Genomic DNA, 16,567 nt, shown 5'->3' on the forward strand with positions numbered 1-16,567 from the left:
AAATGCAGTAATAAAATGAATTATTACTGCATGAATTAGGCTATTGAAATGTTAAATTTGAAGAGGCTATGCTTTTAATCCATTAAGCAGCAATTCTAAATCTTGGCCTTTCAAACGCAGTTGCTCGATATTAGATTCTGAGTCTTTGATCATATTATGAACTTGATTTGATTGAGTTCGAACATCTTCAACTGTTGAAGCAATACTCACCGCAACATCGCCTTGCTGACTGGCTGCTGTTGCAATTTCATTATTGCTTTGTGCAATAGTATTGTTACGAGCAGCAATGTTTGAAATGTCGTTATGTACCTGCTGCATTAACTCTTGACCAGTTTCAGCATTACTTACTGTATTTGATGTTAGAGATAACAAAGATTTACTGTTATTTTGCAGTGCTTCAATCATCGACTGAATTTCAACGGTAGCTTGTTGAGTTCGACTAGCTAATGTACGAACTTCATCGGCAACAACTGCAAACCCACGACCTTGTTCGCCCGCTCGTGCGGCTTCAATCGCAGCATTCAAAGCCAGTAAATTGGTTTGTTGTGAAATACCATTGATAGTAGTGACGACCTCATCAATTTTTGCAGCATTAGAATCTAACTCTTGTACAGCGTTTGCCGCTTGATTTATCTCTTCTGATAACGCCTGAATCGCTTTTACTGCAGCATCTACTTGAGATTGCCCTGTTCGTGCAGAATCCATCGCATCGGTTGATTGAGAAGAAGCTTCATGAGTATAATTAGCCACCTCTTGAATTGATGTCGCCATTTCTTCTGTTGCACTTGATAGTAAATCGAGTTGTGCAAGTTGCTTATCAGAAGCATCTGAACTTTTATGGCTATTTTGGCTTAACTCAGAACTCATCTGCTGAATCAGTGCAACAGATTCTTGCATTGCTAATACTAATTGCTGTTCACGATCAGCAAGTTTGTCTATCGTCATTGCGATTGTGCTGAATTCATCTCTAACCAAGAAAAAATTCATTCGTTGGGTTAAATCACCAGATTCAAGCGTCTCTAGTGCTTTATTCATGGTGAACATCGCGCCACCAATGAAAGTCATTATGTAATAAACACCAACAGCCATTAATAATAAAACAGCAGCTATTAGGGATATTTGTAAGCTAGATAAAGTAGACCAAAGCGTAACGTTTGAATCTGCACTGATACTGTAATTACCAGAATTAACAAATGCACTGTGCTCGCCCGAACCAACGGAAAACTCAGCAGATTGAGAGAGAAGGTTTACTGCATCTTGTCGTGAAATATTTTGTTGATCCAACATAGAGGCAACGAATTGAACCTCATGCTCTAGTGTTTCAGCCATCATGCTATCAGCAGCAGAATCCATAATTGCTGTTAGACTTAAAAGGGCGATAATTGGAAGTAAGAAAAGTAGATAAAACTTTTCTTGAATTTTTAGATGGATAAGGTATTTATCAATCCAACGAAATGCTGATTCTTTCATATTAGATCCGTATATATGATGGGGGGATTGATAATATATTATGATTAAAAAACATTATTATAAATTACAGTTAATAGGTGAGTTATGTCACAAAAATCGTTCAAGTTTACTGTAAAGGGAAAAGTACAGCGTGTAGGTTTTCGTTTTCATACCGCGCATACGGCATTGAAACTTGATTTGGTCGGTTATGCTCGAAATCAAGCGGATGGTTCTGTTGAAGTACTTGCTTGTGGAGAAGAGGAAAAGGTAAATGCATTAGCAGAATGGTTGAAAATAGGGCCTCAATTAGCTCGTGTAGATTCTATCGAGAAAGTTGAAACCCAGTGGCAAGAGTTGTCTGATTTTAAAATGTATTAAAGTGATGATTCTACTTGTTAATTGCTTATATTAGTAAATGCTTTTAGTGAATATAAGCTTAAAGACATTTTGCAGGCTTTGGTAAACCCGCCAGTTTTGTGGCTTGTTTTGCAGGGCCTAATTTGAATAGTTTAAATAGGTATTTGCTGTTGCCTTTTTCTGGGCCATGTTCTTTTTCCATCGCTTTTACCAGCATACGAACAGCAGGCGATGTCTTGAATTCTTCATAAAAAGAACGAACAAAGCGAATAACTTCCCAGTGAGCGTCAGTTAATTCGATATTCTCTTCTTTCGCGAACAGTGGAACTAACTCTTCACACCAATCGGTATGATTCATTAAATACCCTTGAGCGTCGCGTTCAATGTGCTTACCGTTAAATTCCATACAGCCATCTTAATGATTAGGATTGATGCATTAAGTTTAGCAAAGGGAGCTCTATTCGGGCAATCTAATCTCTAAATAACCGTACAGTTTGATTGTTTATCAAGCGCGTTTTAGATTTTTAGACAGTGGATTATTACAATAAAGTAAAACAGATTTTTATCTCGCTAAGGTAGATAGAGTTAAGAATGTGATAGAATCCTTGCAGTTAATGAATAATAAAAATTCAGTAGGATATATTTTGAGTCAATCAAATCAAAATTCAGCAGCAACACTTAGAAAAGCCCTAAGTGAATGTATGCTGCGTGACCGTTTTCGCCTAAGTAAACGCATTCATGGCGCATCACGCATTAAAAAAGAAGAATCAAGAAACGCCGTGTTTGATGAAATTGCATTAGACATCGCACAATCTATGCAGGTTGCTAATAACCGTGAAATGGATCGCCCGACGATCAAATACCCAGACCTGCCTGTTAGCCAAAAGAAAGACGACATAGCAGAAGCCATTGCCAATAACCAAGTGGTTATTGTTGCAGGTGAAACCGGCTCAGGTAAAACCACACAGCTGCCAAAAATTTGTTTGGAATTAGGTCGTGGTAAATTTGGTAATATCGGTCATACACAGCCACGTCGTCTTGCAGCGCGTTCGGTTGCCGATCGTATTGCAGAAGAGATGGAAACACAGCTGGGTAGCCATGTTGGTTATAAAGTTCGATTTAACGATCAAGTGTCAGAGCGCACCCAAGTTAAATTGATGACTGACGGTATTTTGCTGGCTGAAATCCAAAACGACAGATACTTAAATCAGTATGACACCATTATTATCGATGAAGCGCATGAGCGTAGCCTGAACATCGATTTTATTATGGGTTACTTGCGTGAACTACTACCAAAACGCCCTGATCTAAAAATTATTATTACCTCGGCAACCATCGATCCTGAACGTTTTTCAAAACACTTTAATAATGCACCTATTATTGAAGTATCAGGCCGAACTTTCCCTGTTGAAACGCGCTACCGTCCTATTGTCGAAGATGGCGATGATACTGATAGAGATCAACTGGAAGGTATTTTTGATGCAGTTGATGAGCTATGTGAAGAAGGGCTAGGGGACATTCTGTTGTTTATGACGGGTGAGCGAGAAATTCGTGATACTGCAGAAGCACTAGAAAAACGTAACCTACGAGACACTGAAATTGTGCCTCTCTACGCGCGTTTATCGTCTCAAGAGCAGAACCGAGTGTTTCAACCTCATGCTGGTCGTCGAATTGTATTGGCAACTAATGTGGCTGAAACCTCGTTAACCGTTCCAGGTATTAAGTACGTCATTGACCCAGGTACGGCACGTATCAGTCGCTATAGTTACCGAACGAAAGTGCAACGTCTACCAATTGAAGCGATCTCTCAAGCAAGTGCAAATCAGCGTATGGGCCGTTGTGGTCGTGTATCTGAAGGTGTGTGTATTCGTCTGTATTCAGAAGAAGACTTTGTTGCACGTCCAGAATTTACCGACCCTGAGATCTTACGAACTAACTTAGCGTCTGTTATTTTGCAAATGACGGCGTTAGGTTTAGGTGATATTCAAGCTTTCCCATTTGTTGAAGCACCAGATAATCGCAATATTCAAGATGGTGTAAAACTACTTGAAGAGTTAGGGGCAATTAATCCTAACGCTAAAGATTCAAAGAAAAGCTTAACTAAAGTTGGACGCGAATTGGCTCGTCTGCCGATTGATCCACGTTTAGCTCGAATGGTTCTAGAAGCGCCAAATTACAATGCATTGCAAGAAGTGATGATCATTGCTGCGGCGTTATCAATTCAAGATCCACGCGAGCGTCCAAGTGATAAAAAACAGCAGTCTGATGATAAACATAAACGCTTTAATCATGAAGATTCGGACTTCTTGACCTTTGTGAATGTATGGCAGCACGTGAAAGAGCAGCAAAAAGAGCTGTCAAGTAACCAATTTAGAAAACAATGCCGCAAAGATTTCCTAAACTACTTACGTGTTCGTGAGTGGCAAGACGTTCATTACCAATTAAGCCAAGTAATGAAAGAGCTTAATTATAAAGTGAATCAAGAAGCGGCAGGGTATCAAGGCGTTCATACTGCAATTTTAGCCGGTATGCTTTCTCATATTGGTCAAAAAGACCAAGAGAAAAATGAATATCAAGGTGCTCGAAATGCGCGCTACCATATTTTCCCTGCGTCTGGTTTATTTAAAAAACAACCCAAATGGATAATGGTTGCAGAGCTGGTTGAAACCTCTAAATTATGGGGTCGTATCGTTGCGAAAATTCAGCCTGAATGGATTGAACCATTAGCAGGACATTTAATTAAACGCAGCTATAGTGAACCACATTGGTCTAAGAAATCAGCTGCAGTAATGGCGTACGAAAAAGTTACTATTTATGGCATTCCAATTGTTCCTAAGCGTCAAATTAACTATGGTTCGATTGATGCGCCTGTATGTCGTGAAATATTTATTCGCTCAGCGCTAGTTGAAGGGGATTGGAACACCAATCATAAATTCTTCAAAGAAAACCGCAAGCTCTTGCAAGAAGTTGAAGAGTTAGAGCATAAATCCCGTCGTCGTGACATTTTGATTGATGATGATCAGTTGGCTGAATTTTATGACCAACGCGTAAATACAGATGTTGTTTCGGGTCGTCATTTTGATTCTTGGTGGAAGAAAACACAGAAAGAGACGCCAGATTTACTGAACTTTGAAAAAGAGATGTTATTCCGTAATGATGCAAGTCATGTGACGGATCTTGATTACCCTAATTTCTGGCATCAAAGTAGTTTAAAACTGAAGCTAAGTTATCAATTTGAACCGGGCCAAGATAGTGACGGTGTAACGGTACATGTGCCATTACCAATCTTGAACCAAGTGACAACGGATGGTTTTGATTGGCAAATTCCAGGTCTACGTCATGAGATGGTCGTTGCTTACATTAAATCGTTACCAAAAACACTTCGTCGTAACTTTGTACCAGCGCCGAATTATGCGGATGCGTTTTTATCTCGCGCAACGCCATTTGATGCCCCGTTATTAGACAGTCTTGAAAAAGAACTGCGACGCATGACTGGGGTAGAAGTGTTACGTGAAGATTGGAAATTAGAGCAAATTCCAGATCATTTAAAAGTAACCTACCGAGTTGTTGATCACCGTAACCGTAAGCTGAAAGAAAGTCGTGATCTATATGATTTAAAAGATGGCTTAAAAGATAAAGTTCAAGAAACCTTATCTCAAGTTGCAGATGATGATATCGAGCAAAAAGGACTTAAAACGTGGAGCTTTGGTGAGCTTCCTGCACTTTACACACAAAAACGTGGTGGCTTTGAAGTTAAAGCTTACCCTGCAATTGTAGATGGTAAAGACAGTGTTGAAATCAAACTGTTTGAAACAGAAGAAGAGCAACACAATGCAATGAAGGCAGGCCAACGTCGCTTGATCCTTCTTAATGTTCCGTCTCCTATTAAGTACTTACATAGCAACTTACCAAATAAGTCAAAACTAGGCTTGTACTTTAATCAATACGGTCGAGTGTTAGATTTAATTGATGACTGTATCGCTTGTGGTATTGATAAGTTGATTGAAGAGAAGGGTGGCCTAGTTTGGGAGCCTGAGGCTTTCGACAAAATGAAAGAACACATTCGAGCAGAGCTTGGAGATACGGTTGTTGAGATAGCTAAATTAGTTGAAACGATTTTAACGACGGCTTTCCAAATACAGAAAAAGCTAAAAGGCCGTGTTGATTTAAGCATGGCGTTTGCACTGTCTGATATTAAAGCTCAGATAGAGAACTTAATCTTCAAAGGCTTTGCAACAGAGTGTGGTTGGAAGCGATTAGCAGACATTCATCGTTATATGAAAGCAATTGAACGCCGAATGGAAAAACTTCCAATTGATCCAAATCGAGACCGTGTTCACTTATTGAAAGTGGAAGGCATTAATAATGAATATAAAGAGTTATTAAATAAAATCCCGAAAGGGCAGCCTATTCCAGATAAAGTAAAAGAGATCCGCTGGATGATAGAAGAGCTTCGAGTAAGCTACTTTGCCCAACAACTTGGGACACCGTACCCAGTTTCTGATAAACGAGTAAAAAATGCCATTGCTGAGTGTTAATGTTTTCCGTACACTACGCTTAATTTCGGCACATTAATTGCTTGTTATTTTATAATATTGAAAAGAGCGTCAAAGATTGCCGCTCCCTCTAGTAAAAATAGGATTTAAGATGAAAAAGACACTTTTAGCGTTAGCTCTAGCGAGCGTATCAGTAACAGCGGCTGCTGATTCACTGATTTACGGTGGCGTACAAGCTGGTTCTGCTGATTTTGCTGGCGAAAGTTCTACGGTATACGGTGCTCATATCGGTACAGGTATTCTTCCTTTCATCGGTGTTGAAATGGGTGCTTGGAACCTAGGTTCTTATGATTATTCTGGTGCTGCTGGTTCTGCTGATGTAACTTCAGTTAACTTTGCTATTAAACCAAGCATTGATTTTGGTCCACTGCATGTTTACGGTAAAGCGGGTATGCATAGCTGGGAAGCGGAAGGCACAAACGGTTATAAGTCTGATGATGGTGTTGATCCATTCATCGGTTTAGGTGTTGAATACAGTGTATTCCCAATGCTAACTCTGGGTGCAGGCTACAATAACTTCACTGTTGGTGATGAAAATATTGATTTTGCATCTGTTAACCTAACAGTACACTTCCTATAATCATCTGATTATTAGAATGTTAAATACAAAAATGGCGACCAATGTGGTCGCCATTTTTTTAAGCTAAAAAAGTTAAATATTAATCAACTAATTGATATTCTTCTTTTAATACTTTAATAATCTCAGCTTTTGGATTATCACTTAACGTAATTGGGGAGCCTGTAATTTTAGCTGCAATGTCTAAATACGTTTTCGATAAGTCCATCATCGCTTCTAATGGAAGTTCATTTTCTTGTGCTAAAGCAAAACGTTCTTCCATACGATTTTTGTTTAAAAGAATATCAGGTTCAGCAAAGTGATTTAATAAGAACTGGCGGAAACCTTCTTTTGAGTTCTCAATAATATGACCAGAGCGATAGGCATTTTTATCCCAAATACGAGATGAATCAGGTGTTCCTACCTCATCCATATAGATCAATTTCTCATTGCCCTGTGCATCGCTAACGTAACCAAATTCAAACTTCGTATCGACAAAGATTTGATCGATTTTATTCAATGCTTTGGCGATAACCGCAAAACCTTCTTTAAGTAGTTTTTCATAAGAAGCAATATCTTCAACAGAAGAAAAATTGAATTTATCGTAGTTATCTTCAATGTTTTTACGTGTGATATTGACATCATCTACTTCAGGAACACCTTCAATACCTGTTAACACGCCTTTTGTTGATGGTGTTAACAGTAGTTCTGATAACTGCTCATCTTTCTCTAGACGCTCAGGTAGAGTAATACCACAAAACTCTCGTTCGCCTTGAGTGTAAGCACGCCACATTGAACCTGTAATATATTGACGACAAATAGCTTCAATCATCACAGGCTTTGCTTTTTGAACAATCCATACAAATGGGTGAGGGATATCAAGAATATGGCTGTCTGCTAAATCATTATCTTTAAATAACTGAAACCAATGATTTGAAATCGCATTTAAGGCTGCACCTTTACCAGGAATTCCTTTTAATCCACCTTCACCATGCCAAATACAATCAAATGCAGAGATACGATCACTAATTACCATGATAGCTAAAGGTGCATCAGCTGCGACATTGTAGCCTTTTTCTTTAATCAGGCGGCGGCTGTCTTCCTCTGTTAACCAATATACAGAACGTACTTTACCACTGTGTACAGGCTTATCGGTACGAATTGGGAGATCATCATTAACAGCAAGTACTTGTTCGGAAAGACTCATTGTAGAATTCCTATATAAACGATTTAAATACAGGATGCATCATACCAGAACTATGTTGTACTACCAGAACAAAAGCAAACGATTGCTATTTATTGGGTAAATATTCTAAGTTGAGCAATTGAGTAGCAATCAGTTAAACTGTTTAGTATGTGGAATAATTAAAGAATGAGTGCGATGTCATTGAAAAAGGCTGTTGTTTTAATCACCTTATTGTTAACTAGTCAAGCTTGGGCTGGTATTTGCCCAATTACCGTAAAAAATGATGTAATATTAACGTCGGTAGGAGAGGTTAAGGTTGAGAATACTCAAGATAAACTCAGAATCGATAAAAATGGACATGTTTTTATCAATGGTAATGAACTTAAATTGACGTTAGAACAAAAACAAGCGATTGAAGAGTATCAGCAGCAGTTAGCCAATTATCTACCAAGTATTGTTGATTTTACCGATAAAGGATTTGCAGCGGCGAGTGAGTTTGTTAGTGATATTGAAACATCATTTAATGCTGAAGGTTCATTTGAATCGGTTAAAGAAAAAATCAATGATTATAAGCAAACAGCTAAACAGCAGTTCTATCAAGGCAAAGATCTGGTATTAGAACAGAATTTTTTTCAAGATATAGAAACTGGTTGGAAGCAAGATCTTGAGTTGATGGTACAAAGTTTAGATAAAGAGTTGTTCTCAAGTGTATTTAACTCGTTATCAAATAAAATGAAAGAAGGAGAATTTAATTTCTCTGAATTACAGCAACAATTTAGCGATGTACAATCATCAATAAACACTAAAATAAAAGAACATAAACAAGAAATGAAAAAAGAAGCAGGAGCATTGTGTGATTCAGCAACCGAAATTGCCGATGAAGAACAACAGTTACATGAATTGATCCCAGAACTAAAAGCATACCCTGCGTTTACTATTTAACAATAAAGAGATAAAAGAAATGTTCGATACAGCTCAAACGATAGTTTTCTCAAAAACAGTCTGCCCATTTTGTGTTAAAGCAAAAACAATTTTAGACGATAAAAATATAGAGTATAAAGTTCTGACATTAGACGTCGATCTAAATAAAGATGAAATGGTTGCTTTAATTCAGGAAAAAGAGGGAATCGTTGTAAATACAGTGCCTCAAATTTACTTAGATGGAAAATATATTGGTGGACACGACGATTTAGTGGCGTTTTTTGAGCGTCAAGAGACCGACATAGATTTAGATGATTTTGAACTGTAGAATAACAATTAACTAACTATATTTACGGTTAATTTAAAACTGTAATACATACTAAGAGTGATGGACATGTGGAATTCTATTCTAACATTGATACAGGATGATAATGCGGTTGTTTTACGCTTTCCTGATAAATTTCAGCCGGATGCTGAACCAACCTTAAAAGGATTTAAGCAATCTTTAGAGGAAATAGGAGCAAATGGTTTTTTCTTTGATGAGAAAATTATTTCTTCTATCATTAATGATATTAAAAGCGGCATGATCAGTAATCACCAGAATCGTCAGGTTGCTGAGCGTCGTGATGCCGAAGTTTTCATTGCGCTTGAAGAGCGAGACATGAAAGCAACGATGGCAGTTATTGGTGCATATGGCGGTAGAGATCTTCAAAGCAGTGATATTATTTCAGCACTAACAAGCATGGAAATCACTCGTGGTATTAGTAAAAATGCATTAAAAAAAGTAATGGTCTTGAGTCGAAATTTAGCCTCAGGTGAAAAGGTATCACTCCTAGTTGCTAAAGGTAAGGAACCCGTTGATGGTGATAATTCAAGCTTTACTCCTTTAGTTGAAGATTTTCGTGATCAAGCTTTACAACCTCAAGAGAAAGAAGGCGAGGAAGATAAAGTTGATATGAGAGATCTAGGTGAGACTATTACAGTGGTTGAAGGTGATGAGTTAATTCGCCGTACACCTCCAACTAATGGAATTGATGGTTTTACGGTGAAAGGTGAGATAATTCAGGCAACACCAGGTAAGAATATTAAGTTAAGAGCTGGTAAAGGCGCAATGATCTCTCCTAATGACTCAGAGTTAGTCATAGCTCAAACATCTGGTATGCCATGGATTCATGATGATGGTGCTGATGTAGATAATGCTATTTGTTTGAATGCAGTTGATATTTCGACAGGTCATGTAAAATTTAAAGGCAGTGTTATTGTAAGTGGTGATATTGCTGCAGATATGATTGTAAAAGCAACGGGTAGCGTAACTGTTGGCGGTTTTATTGAATCGGCTAATGTCCAAGCTCATGGTGATGTTATTGCAATGAAAGGCATTATCGGGCATCACGTTGAAGATGGTGAAGACCATACATGTTTTGTTAAAGCTGGTGGTAAGATTACCGCGAAATTTGTTCAATCAGCAAACTTACAAGCTTCTGGAGATATTGAGTTAGGTTTACATTCAATTCAAAGCTTTGTCAAAAGTAAAAACTCTGTGACAGTGATGGATAAGACCGGCCGTAATGGTTCTATCGTCGGTGGTGAAATTTACGCTGGTTCTAATATTACAACCGTAAACTTAGGGGCAACAGCAGGTACAGAGACTCTGGTTAATGCCTTCACTCGATTTGATAAATATAAAGAAAATATTGCGGATCTAAATACCAAATATAAAGCAGCACAAGAGAATACGATGAAAGTGGTTCGTGCTGAAATGGATTTATCTAAGATTCCAAAATCAGAACGTACACAAGAGCAAATTGAACGCGTTCAAAATATGAAAGAAGACTCGAATAAAGAAATTGCACAGGCGATGAACAGGTTCCAGTCTGCGGAAGAAGAGTTAAGAAAGCAGTTAACTGAGAATGTAGTTAAAGTAACAGAGCGTATGTATCCCAAAGTGACAATTCAATATTCAGACGAAAAAGTCACAACAAAGCGTGAACATAGTCCATGTAAGATCTACTTTAATGAATATGAAATTAAAATAGATCCAATTGTTTCTAAAAATGCGAGTTTAACTAGTGACTGATAATTCTATTAGTTTTAGTTAAATAGTTAGTTAGTTTAATTATAAAACCGCTCTAGTAGCGGTTTTTTGTTATTAAAATGTGTAGGTGTAAAATATGTGTTAGATCAATGAAAACGTAAAAGAGCTAAGAATTTCTAAGTGTGATCAGTAACCATTTTTATACTTGCGATGTCATTCATTTACGAGATACTTATAGTCTGTAGTAAAAAACTTGTGCTTTTCAATAGGATGTTGAAAGTAGATGTTGGAATATATCGAGGCAAATATGAGTATGATTATTGAGTTTGATTACAGTTTATTTTTAGTTGATTCAACAAAACAGAAGTGGACATTTTCACAAGCTTTAAAAAGCTTGATCCCTATGTTTGGAACAGTGTGGAATGCATCTGTTCATGACTCTACTCCTCTACAAGAAAGACTACGTTTAGAGGCGTTACAGGTTCTTTCTTCCCATATTAATGATGAATCTAATATTGTTCGGCTTATTCGGCTAGCTCGAATCGAAGGTATTACAGATTTACATATTAAGCTACCTTATACTTTAGATACTGAGCAAATCGCTTACATACTAGATAATACTTATACTAATATTTTACAATCAGATGACGGTATTGATTTATTACAAGTACACCTGAATGAAAGAGAGTAAATTTAGTGTACCAGCGTATGATTTCGCTTTAATTCTAGCCAAGTTGAATGCGAGTAATAATAGCAAGTCGAGTTACAAATAATGGCACTAGCTGTACCTAATTTCTTAGCCTTTTGTATTGTTTCTGATTCAGTTAATTGGTGAGAGGCTTTTAGTCTAACCAGTTTATTTAAGTCAATACCGTGCTTGAGTAATATGTCACAATTTGGCATTGATGTATTAGCTGTAATAAAAATCCATTTATTCTGTTTTGATAGACTTTTTAGTGTTTGCATGAAGTGTGATTGACTTTGTCTGCTAACTTGATGTGCGGCATTAGAAACCAGCAATGGAATAGGTGCATGATCAAAGAAGTTTGAGTAAGTAGTTAATGCCATTGCAGTATTCATAATAAATTACCTGTTCATCCATACAGTGTGTATTTGTACAGTACTTTTTATTTATCTAATGATCAAGAAAATTTTACTTATTTGGTGAAAAAATCAGCTTAAAAGCTCATAACTTGATGATTATTGTATTAATCAAAGGAATTTTAAGCATCAATAATTAGGTTTGATATAATGGACGCAGAATTTCTTAAATTGAAAATGTTATGTACGATAAATCGTTATTAGAGCCAATTCACTCTTTTTTACAATGTGAAACTCCAGATGAATGGATTGAGGAAGCTAAGAAACCTGAGAACCTTTCAATTATTCTTCGCGATCATTTGATGTGTGAGCTTAAAGCGGCACAAAGCGCTCTGTATTTAATTCGTAAATACGCTGTTGATGCTGAAAGCACCAATGTACTTCTTGATTGGTTTAAGCCATATGAAGATTTTGCCTATAAAAAAACAGGCAGTTTAGAGACTCTGAAAGGGAAGAGTAATATCTCTAAAAAAATTACAGCACGTAAAGATTCACCATATAGCCAAGACTTAATTGATAAAATGGTACTGTTGATTAAAGAAGAGTTACACCACTTTTATCAAGTGCTTGAGATTATGGAACAACGTGATATTCCATATCAAAATATCAGAGCAGGCCGGTATGCAAAAGGGATGTTCACTAATATTATTACACATGAGCCGTGTACATTGATTGATAAGCTAATTATTGGTGCCTTTATTGAAGCTCGTTCTTGTGAGCGTTTTGCTAAATTAGCGCCATATTTAGATGATGACCTTGCTAAGTTCTATATATCGCTATTACGCTCTGAGTCACGACACTACCAAGATTACCTTATTTTGGCTGAACAAGTTTCAGGTGGAGATGTGAGTGAGCGTGTAGCGCATTTTGCAAGAATTGAAGCGGACTTGATTCAATCACCGGATACTGATTTTAAATTTCATAGTGGTGTACCAGTGGGCGTTTAATTTAGTTATAAAACGGTAATCGCAGACATAAAAAAAGATCGCACTTAGCGATCTTTTTTATGTCTGCAATTAAATGGCTATAAAAGTTACCATTTTTTCTTCGGTTGGAACAAGACATCGATGTCATCATCTTTAGTCTTATCTAACTGATCTTGCAGCTCTTGGTCTTGTTTCTTTTTAGTCTTATTGTTTAATTCATCAAGCATATCTTGAAGTTGGCTACGTGCTTTATTTGAGTAACCATCATTTTTACTTGCTAGTGCGTCGATACCTTTTTTAAGTAATTGACGTGCAGTACCAGCTTGGCCACGTTGTGTTGCATCTTTAGCACGTTTAACTACGTTTTCAATATTAATTCGAACTTGAATAGATTCTAAACGTGCATTTTCAGCCACAAAAACTTGAGTGTTTACTCGGCCTTTTTTATGCTCTGTACGTAATGTATCACGAAGACGCTTAACTAACTTCAGCATAACAATTGCTTGCTTATCATTACTTGGTACTTTGAAGTTGGTGCTATCTCCGCCAGAATAATTTGTTTTTAACTGTTGAAGCTGTTGCTCCATATTTTCAATACGACCAGCATAACTACGATCATTTGGGTCAAGGTCTGCAATGGCGCGTAACGCATCAAGGATCCGCTGATTTAGACAAACAAGTAGTTCTTTACTGTAAGGTAAATGATGAGCATTACCGATTAATTCTTCTGTGGAATCAATAATAACCATATGTTTTGCGGACTCATGCTTTTTAGCTGACTCAATCTTTGTTCTGTATTGAACAATGACGTTATAGCCAATAATTAAAGTCAGTAGAATTGCAAAAAGTCCAATTATAAGAGCAATATTCATATTTTATATCATACATCCAGTCATAATGATCATCAGTGTAACACCTTGTAAACTAAATGAATAGCAAGGCTTTCGCTAACCCTGATAAATTAGTTTAAGTAAGAGTGTTATTATACTCGGGATTACTTTTACTTTATCGACATTTGTTCACATTTCTTTAATGTATTTGTTTGTTAATTGTTCGATGCTGTATGATTTAAGCATAACACTTTGAAAATATATAGAAATAGGTATATAACAGTATTGAATAAGAATGATTAGTTTGATGTAAAGGATTACAGGAAATACAGAATGAAATTACAGCAATTAAAGTACATTGTTGAAGTGGTAAACCACAGTCTTAATGTTTCTTCTACAGCAGAATCGTTATATACCTCTCAACCTGGCATCAGTAAGCAAGTTCGTCTTTTGGAGGATGAGTTAGGTGTGCAGATTTTTGAGCGAAGTGGTAAGCATCTAACAAGAGTAACCCCATCGGGTAATGAAATTATTAAAATATCTCGTGAGATCTTATCTCGTGTTGAAAGCATTAAATCGGTAGCAGGGGAGCATACTAACCCTGAAAAAGGAACGTTAAATATAACGACAACACATACACAAGCTCGTTATGCTTTACCTGATGTAATTAAAGGATTTAAAAATCGTTATGCCGATGTCTCGTTACATATGCATCAAGGTACACCAGCGCAAATGTCTGATGCGATAGCAAAAGGCACGGCAGATTTTGCCATTGCAACCGAAGCCCTACATTTATATCAAGATGCAATCATGTTGCCTTGTTATCACTGGAATCGTTCGATTGTAGTGACTAAAGACCACCCATTGGCTCAAAAATCAAAGATTACGATTGAAGATTTAGCAACCTATGATTTGGTAACATATGTATTTGGCTTTACTGGACGTTCAGCGCTAGATAGTGCTTTTAATAAGGCAGGATTAAAACCTAGAATTGTCTTTACAGCGACAGATGCAGATGTGATTAAAACTTATGTTCGCCTGGGGATTGGTGTTGGTGTTATTGCAAGTATGGCAATGGATCCAGACAGAGATTCTGATTTGGTTGCTTTAGATGCAAGTCATATCTTTGATGCCAGTACTACGACCATAGGGTTTAAACGCGGCTCGTTCTTAAAGAGCTACATGTTTGATTTTATGGAACGCTTTGCACCGCATCTAACACGCCCAATCGTTGAACAAGCGATAATGCTTAAAAATAATCAAGAAATTGAAGATATGTTTAAAGACATTAATCTTCCTGTCCGCTAAGATCACCCTGATACTATTTTTAGGGTACATTCATGCATTCTCAACACTTTTTAGATATGGACCGTTTGTTAACTCAAACGGTCTTTTTTTGGCAATTTTCAGCATTTCATTGTGCAGATTATCCGTGGCGTACCACAGATATAGAATTGAGTGAATGGCTTGATGAATTGTCACTTGAAGATGTTCAGCATTTAAAATTAAACCCTGAGGAATTAGTCAGTCGTTTATCTGTTTTTATTCCGCAATTATCTAAGCTGTACCCTCTAAGTCAACTGACGGCGTTTGATGTTCCTGTTGCTGCGACATTAAAAGGATTAGATTCTGGAATTAGTGGTCGTAAATGGCAACAAATTACCAAATTAAGTGCTTTAGGTGCAGATTTTTATCAACCAGAAAATGAGTGGTTAGAGTGGTGTGGCGGCAAAGGTTATTTAGGCAGAGTTTTAGCTGCAACGACAAGCAAACCGGTAATAACATTAGAATGGCAACAGTCACTATGTGATAGTGGACAATCATATGCAGAAAGTCATCAATTAGATATGACTTTTAGACAAGGAGATGCTCTTTCTCCACAAAGTGATAAGTTACTAAAAGAGAAGCAACACGCAATAGCATTGCATGCGTGTGGAGACCTTCATGTGAATTTACTTACAAAAGGGATCTCACAACAGATTGATGCAGTAACTATTTCCCCTTGCTGCTTTCATTTAACCAAAGAGCCACAATATTCTGCTTTATCACACTTAGCGATACATTCTTGTTTACTTTTATCCAAAGATGACTTACGTCTGCCTTTACAAGAGACCGTTGTTGCAGGGCAAAGAACTCAGCGTCATCGTCAACAAGAAATGTCTTTCCGTTTAGGTTTTGATGCATTGCAAAGAACATTGACGAGCAAAGATAGCTACCTTCCTATTCCTAGTATTAAAAAATCATTATTAAGTGATGGGTTTGGTGCGTTCTGCCATTGGGCTGCGGGTAAAAAAGGTCTAACATTAACGGATGATATTGATTATGACATCTGGTTAGAAAAAGGAAAAAAAGCATTTGTGATGATGGAAAAATGCGATTTGATACAGCACTTATTTAAACGCCCCCTAGAAATTTGGCTTTGCTTAGATCGTGCTTTACTAATGGAAGAGGCGGGGTATGACGTTCGTATTGGTGAGTTTTGCTTAAAAGAAGAAACCCCTCGAAATATTGTTATTCAAGCAAGAAAACAGAAGTAATAATAAACAGATAATAACTGAAATTGCCAACATTATATTATTGAAATAACAAATGCTTTTGAAATAATAAAGGCGCTAAATTAAGCGCCTTTCAATTGATTTTAAGCAATTAG

The 16,567-nt window shown here is 37.1% G+C and carries 15 protein-coding genes; 10 read left to right on the forward strand and 5 right to left on the reverse strand.

Annotation, left to right across the window (positions count from 1 at the left end):
* Positions 1 to 66: 66 nt before the first annotated feature.
* A complete protein-coding gene (locus tag ACU5DF_RS10425) occupies positions 67 to 1,470 on the reverse strand; it encodes a methyl-accepting chemotaxis protein (protein ID WP_446712792.1) in 1,404 nt (467 codons plus the stop codon).
* A gap of 84 nt (positions 1,471 to 1,554) precedes the next feature.
* Between ACU5DF_RS10425 and yccX the strand changes: the two genes are divergently transcribed.
* On the forward strand, positions 1,555 to 1,827 hold the full coding sequence (yccX, locus tag ACU5DF_RS10430) for an acylphosphatase (RefSeq protein WP_446712793.1): 273 nt from the start codon (positions 1,555 to 1,557) through the stop codon (positions 1,825 to 1,827).
* Between the two features lie 58 nt (positions 1,828 to 1,885).
* On the opposite strand, the gene ACU5DF_RS10435 is transcribed toward yccX, so the two are convergent.
* Positions 1,886 to 2,212 (reverse strand): TusE/DsrC/DsvC family sulfur relay protein, encoded by a 327-nt coding sequence (locus tag ACU5DF_RS10435; protein ID WP_446712794.1) that lies wholly within the window; start codon positions 2,210 to 2,212, stop codon positions 1,886 to 1,888.
* Between the two features lie 208 nt (positions 2,213 to 2,420).
* Between ACU5DF_RS10435 and hrpA the strand changes: the two genes are divergently transcribed.
* A complete protein-coding gene (gene hrpA, locus ACU5DF_RS10440) occupies positions 2,421 to 6,344 on the forward strand; it encodes an ATP-dependent RNA helicase HrpA (RefSeq protein WP_446712795.1) in 3,924 nt (1,307 codons plus the stop codon).
* 109 nt (positions 6,345 to 6,453) lie between these two features.
* Complete coding sequence (locus ACU5DF_RS10445) at positions 6,454 to 6,942, forward strand: outer membrane beta-barrel protein (RefSeq protein WP_045102272.1); 489 nt, start codon at positions 6,454 to 6,456, stop codon at positions 6,940 to 6,942.
* Positions 6,943 to 7,021: 79 nt separating this feature from the next.
* Here the strand turns inward: ACU5DF_RS10445 and ACU5DF_RS10450 are convergent, their stop codons facing one another.
* Positions 7,022 to 8,125, reverse strand: a complete 1,104-nt coding sequence (locus tag ACU5DF_RS10450) for a phosphoribosylaminoimidazolesuccinocarboxamide synthase (RefSeq protein WP_446712796.1) — start codon at positions 8,123 to 8,125, stop codon at positions 7,022 to 7,024.
* A 174-nt stretch (positions 8,126 to 8,299) separates the two neighbouring features.
* Between ACU5DF_RS10450 and ACU5DF_RS10455 the strand changes: the two genes are divergently transcribed.
* From ACU5DF_RS10455 to ACU5DF_RS10470, 4 genes are all read left to right on the forward strand, one after another.
* Positions 8,300 to 9,046: a DUF2884 family protein gene (locus ACU5DF_RS10455; protein WP_446712797.1), complete on the forward strand. Its 747-nt coding sequence runs from the start codon at positions 8,300 to 8,302 to the stop codon at positions 9,044 to 9,046.
* Between the two features lie 19 nt (positions 9,047 to 9,065).
* Positions 9,066 to 9,353, forward strand: coding sequence for a glutaredoxin domain-containing protein (locus ACU5DF_RS10460; RefSeq protein WP_045102269.1), 288 nt, complete (start codon positions 9,066 to 9,068; stop codon positions 9,351 to 9,353).
* Between the two features lie 66 nt (positions 9,354 to 9,419).
* A complete protein-coding gene (locus ACU5DF_RS10465) occupies positions 9,420 to 11,102 on the forward strand; it encodes a flagellar assembly protein A (RefSeq protein WP_446712798.1) in 1,683 nt (560 codons plus the stop codon).
* A 265-nt stretch (positions 11,103 to 11,367) separates the two neighbouring features.
* Positions 11,368 to 11,751 (forward strand): hypothetical protein, encoded by a 384-nt coding sequence (locus tag ACU5DF_RS10470; protein ID WP_045103319.1) that lies wholly within the window; start codon positions 11,368 to 11,370, stop codon positions 11,749 to 11,751.
* A 2-nt stretch (positions 11,752 to 11,753) separates the two neighbouring features.
* Here the strand turns inward: ACU5DF_RS10470 and ACU5DF_RS10475 are convergent, their stop codons facing one another.
* Complete coding sequence (locus ACU5DF_RS10475) at positions 11,754 to 12,140, reverse strand: hypothetical protein (RefSeq protein WP_045102267.1); 387 nt, start codon at positions 12,138 to 12,140, stop codon at positions 11,754 to 11,756.
* Positions 12,141 to 12,343: 203 nt separating this feature from the next.
* Here ACU5DF_RS10475 and miaE point away from each other — a divergent pair, with 203 nt between their 5' ends.
* Positions 12,344 to 13,108 (forward strand): tRNA isopentenyl-2-thiomethyl-A-37 hydroxylase MiaE, encoded by a 765-nt coding sequence (gene miaE / locus ACU5DF_RS10480; RefSeq protein WP_446712799.1) that lies wholly within the window; start codon positions 12,344 to 12,346, stop codon positions 13,106 to 13,108.
* Between the two features lie 86 nt (positions 13,109 to 13,194).
* Here miaE and ACU5DF_RS10485 read toward each other — a convergent pair whose 3' ends face one another.
* Entirely contained in the window at positions 13,195 to 13,959 is a 765-nt protein-coding gene (locus tag ACU5DF_RS10485; RefSeq protein ID WP_446712800.1) for a DNA repair protein, read from the reverse strand.
* Positions 13,960 to 14,250: 291 nt separating this feature from the next.
* On the opposite strand from ACU5DF_RS10485, the gene cysB reads away from it, so the two are divergent.
* Positions 14,251 to 15,225, forward strand: a complete 975-nt coding sequence (gene cysB, locus ACU5DF_RS10490; RefSeq protein ID WP_045102264.1) for an HTH-type transcriptional regulator CysB — start codon at positions 14,251 to 14,253, stop codon at positions 15,223 to 15,225.
* 32 nt (positions 15,226 to 15,257) lie between these two features.
* The gene (locus ACU5DF_RS10495) at positions 15,258 to 16,454 is read left to right on the forward strand and encodes a methyltransferase (RefSeq protein WP_446712801.1); all 1,197 of its coding nucleotides are present in this window, start codon (positions 15,258 to 15,260) and stop codon (positions 16,452 to 16,454) included.
* Positions 16,455 to 16,567 lie beyond the last annotated feature (113 nt).

This window comes from Aliivibrio wodanis, from assembly GCF_052920805.1.

Coding starts and splice junctions, on each gene's coding strand:
- ACU5DF_RS10425 (WP_446712792.1), bottom strand. CDS start 1,470: ATGAAAGAATCAGCATTTCGTTGGATTGATAAATACCTTATCCATCTA.
- yccX (WP_446712793.1), top strand. CDS start 1,555: ATGTCACAAAAATCGTTCAAGTTTACTGTAAAGGGAAAAGTACAGCGT.
- ACU5DF_RS10435 (WP_446712794.1), bottom strand. CDS start 2,212: ATGGAATTTAACGGTAAGCACATTGAACGCGACGCTCAAGGGTATTTA.
- hrpA (WP_446712795.1), top strand. CDS start 2,421: ATGAATAATAAAAATTCAGTAGGATATATTTTGAGTCAATCAAATCAA.
- ACU5DF_RS10445 (WP_045102272.1), top strand. CDS start 6,454: ATGAAAAAGACACTTTTAGCGTTAGCTCTAGCGAGCGTATCAGTAACA.
- ACU5DF_RS10450 (WP_446712796.1), bottom strand. CDS start 8,125: ATGAGTCTTTCCGAACAAGTACTTGCTGTTAATGATGATCTCCCAATT.
- ACU5DF_RS10455 (WP_446712797.1), top strand. CDS start 8,300: ATGTCATTGAAAAAGGCTGTTGTTTTAATCACCTTATTGTTAACTAGT.
- ACU5DF_RS10460 (WP_045102269.1), top strand. CDS start 9,066: ATGTTCGATACAGCTCAAACGATAGTTTTCTCAAAAACAGTCTGCCCA.
- ACU5DF_RS10465 (WP_446712798.1), top strand. CDS start 9,420: ATGTGGAATTCTATTCTAACATTGATACAGGATGATAATGCGGTTGTT.
- ACU5DF_RS10470 (WP_045103319.1), top strand. CDS start 11,368: ATGAGTATGATTATTGAGTTTGATTACAGTTTATTTTTAGTTGATTCA.
- ACU5DF_RS10475 (WP_045102267.1), bottom strand. CDS start 12,140: ATGAATACTGCAATGGCATTAACTACTTACTCAAACTTCTTTGATCAT.
- miaE (WP_446712799.1), top strand. CDS start 12,344: ATGTACGATAAATCGTTATTAGAGCCAATTCACTCTTTTTTACAATGT.
- ACU5DF_RS10485 (WP_446712800.1), bottom strand. CDS start 13,959: ATGAATATTGCTCTTATAATTGGACTTTTTGCAATTCTACTGACTTTA.
- cysB (WP_045102264.1), top strand. CDS start 14,251: ATGAAATTACAGCAATTAAAGTACATTGTTGAAGTGGTAAACCACAGT.
- ACU5DF_RS10495 (WP_446712801.1), top strand. CDS start 15,258: ATGCATTCTCAACACTTTTTAGATATGGACCGTTTGTTAACTCAAACG.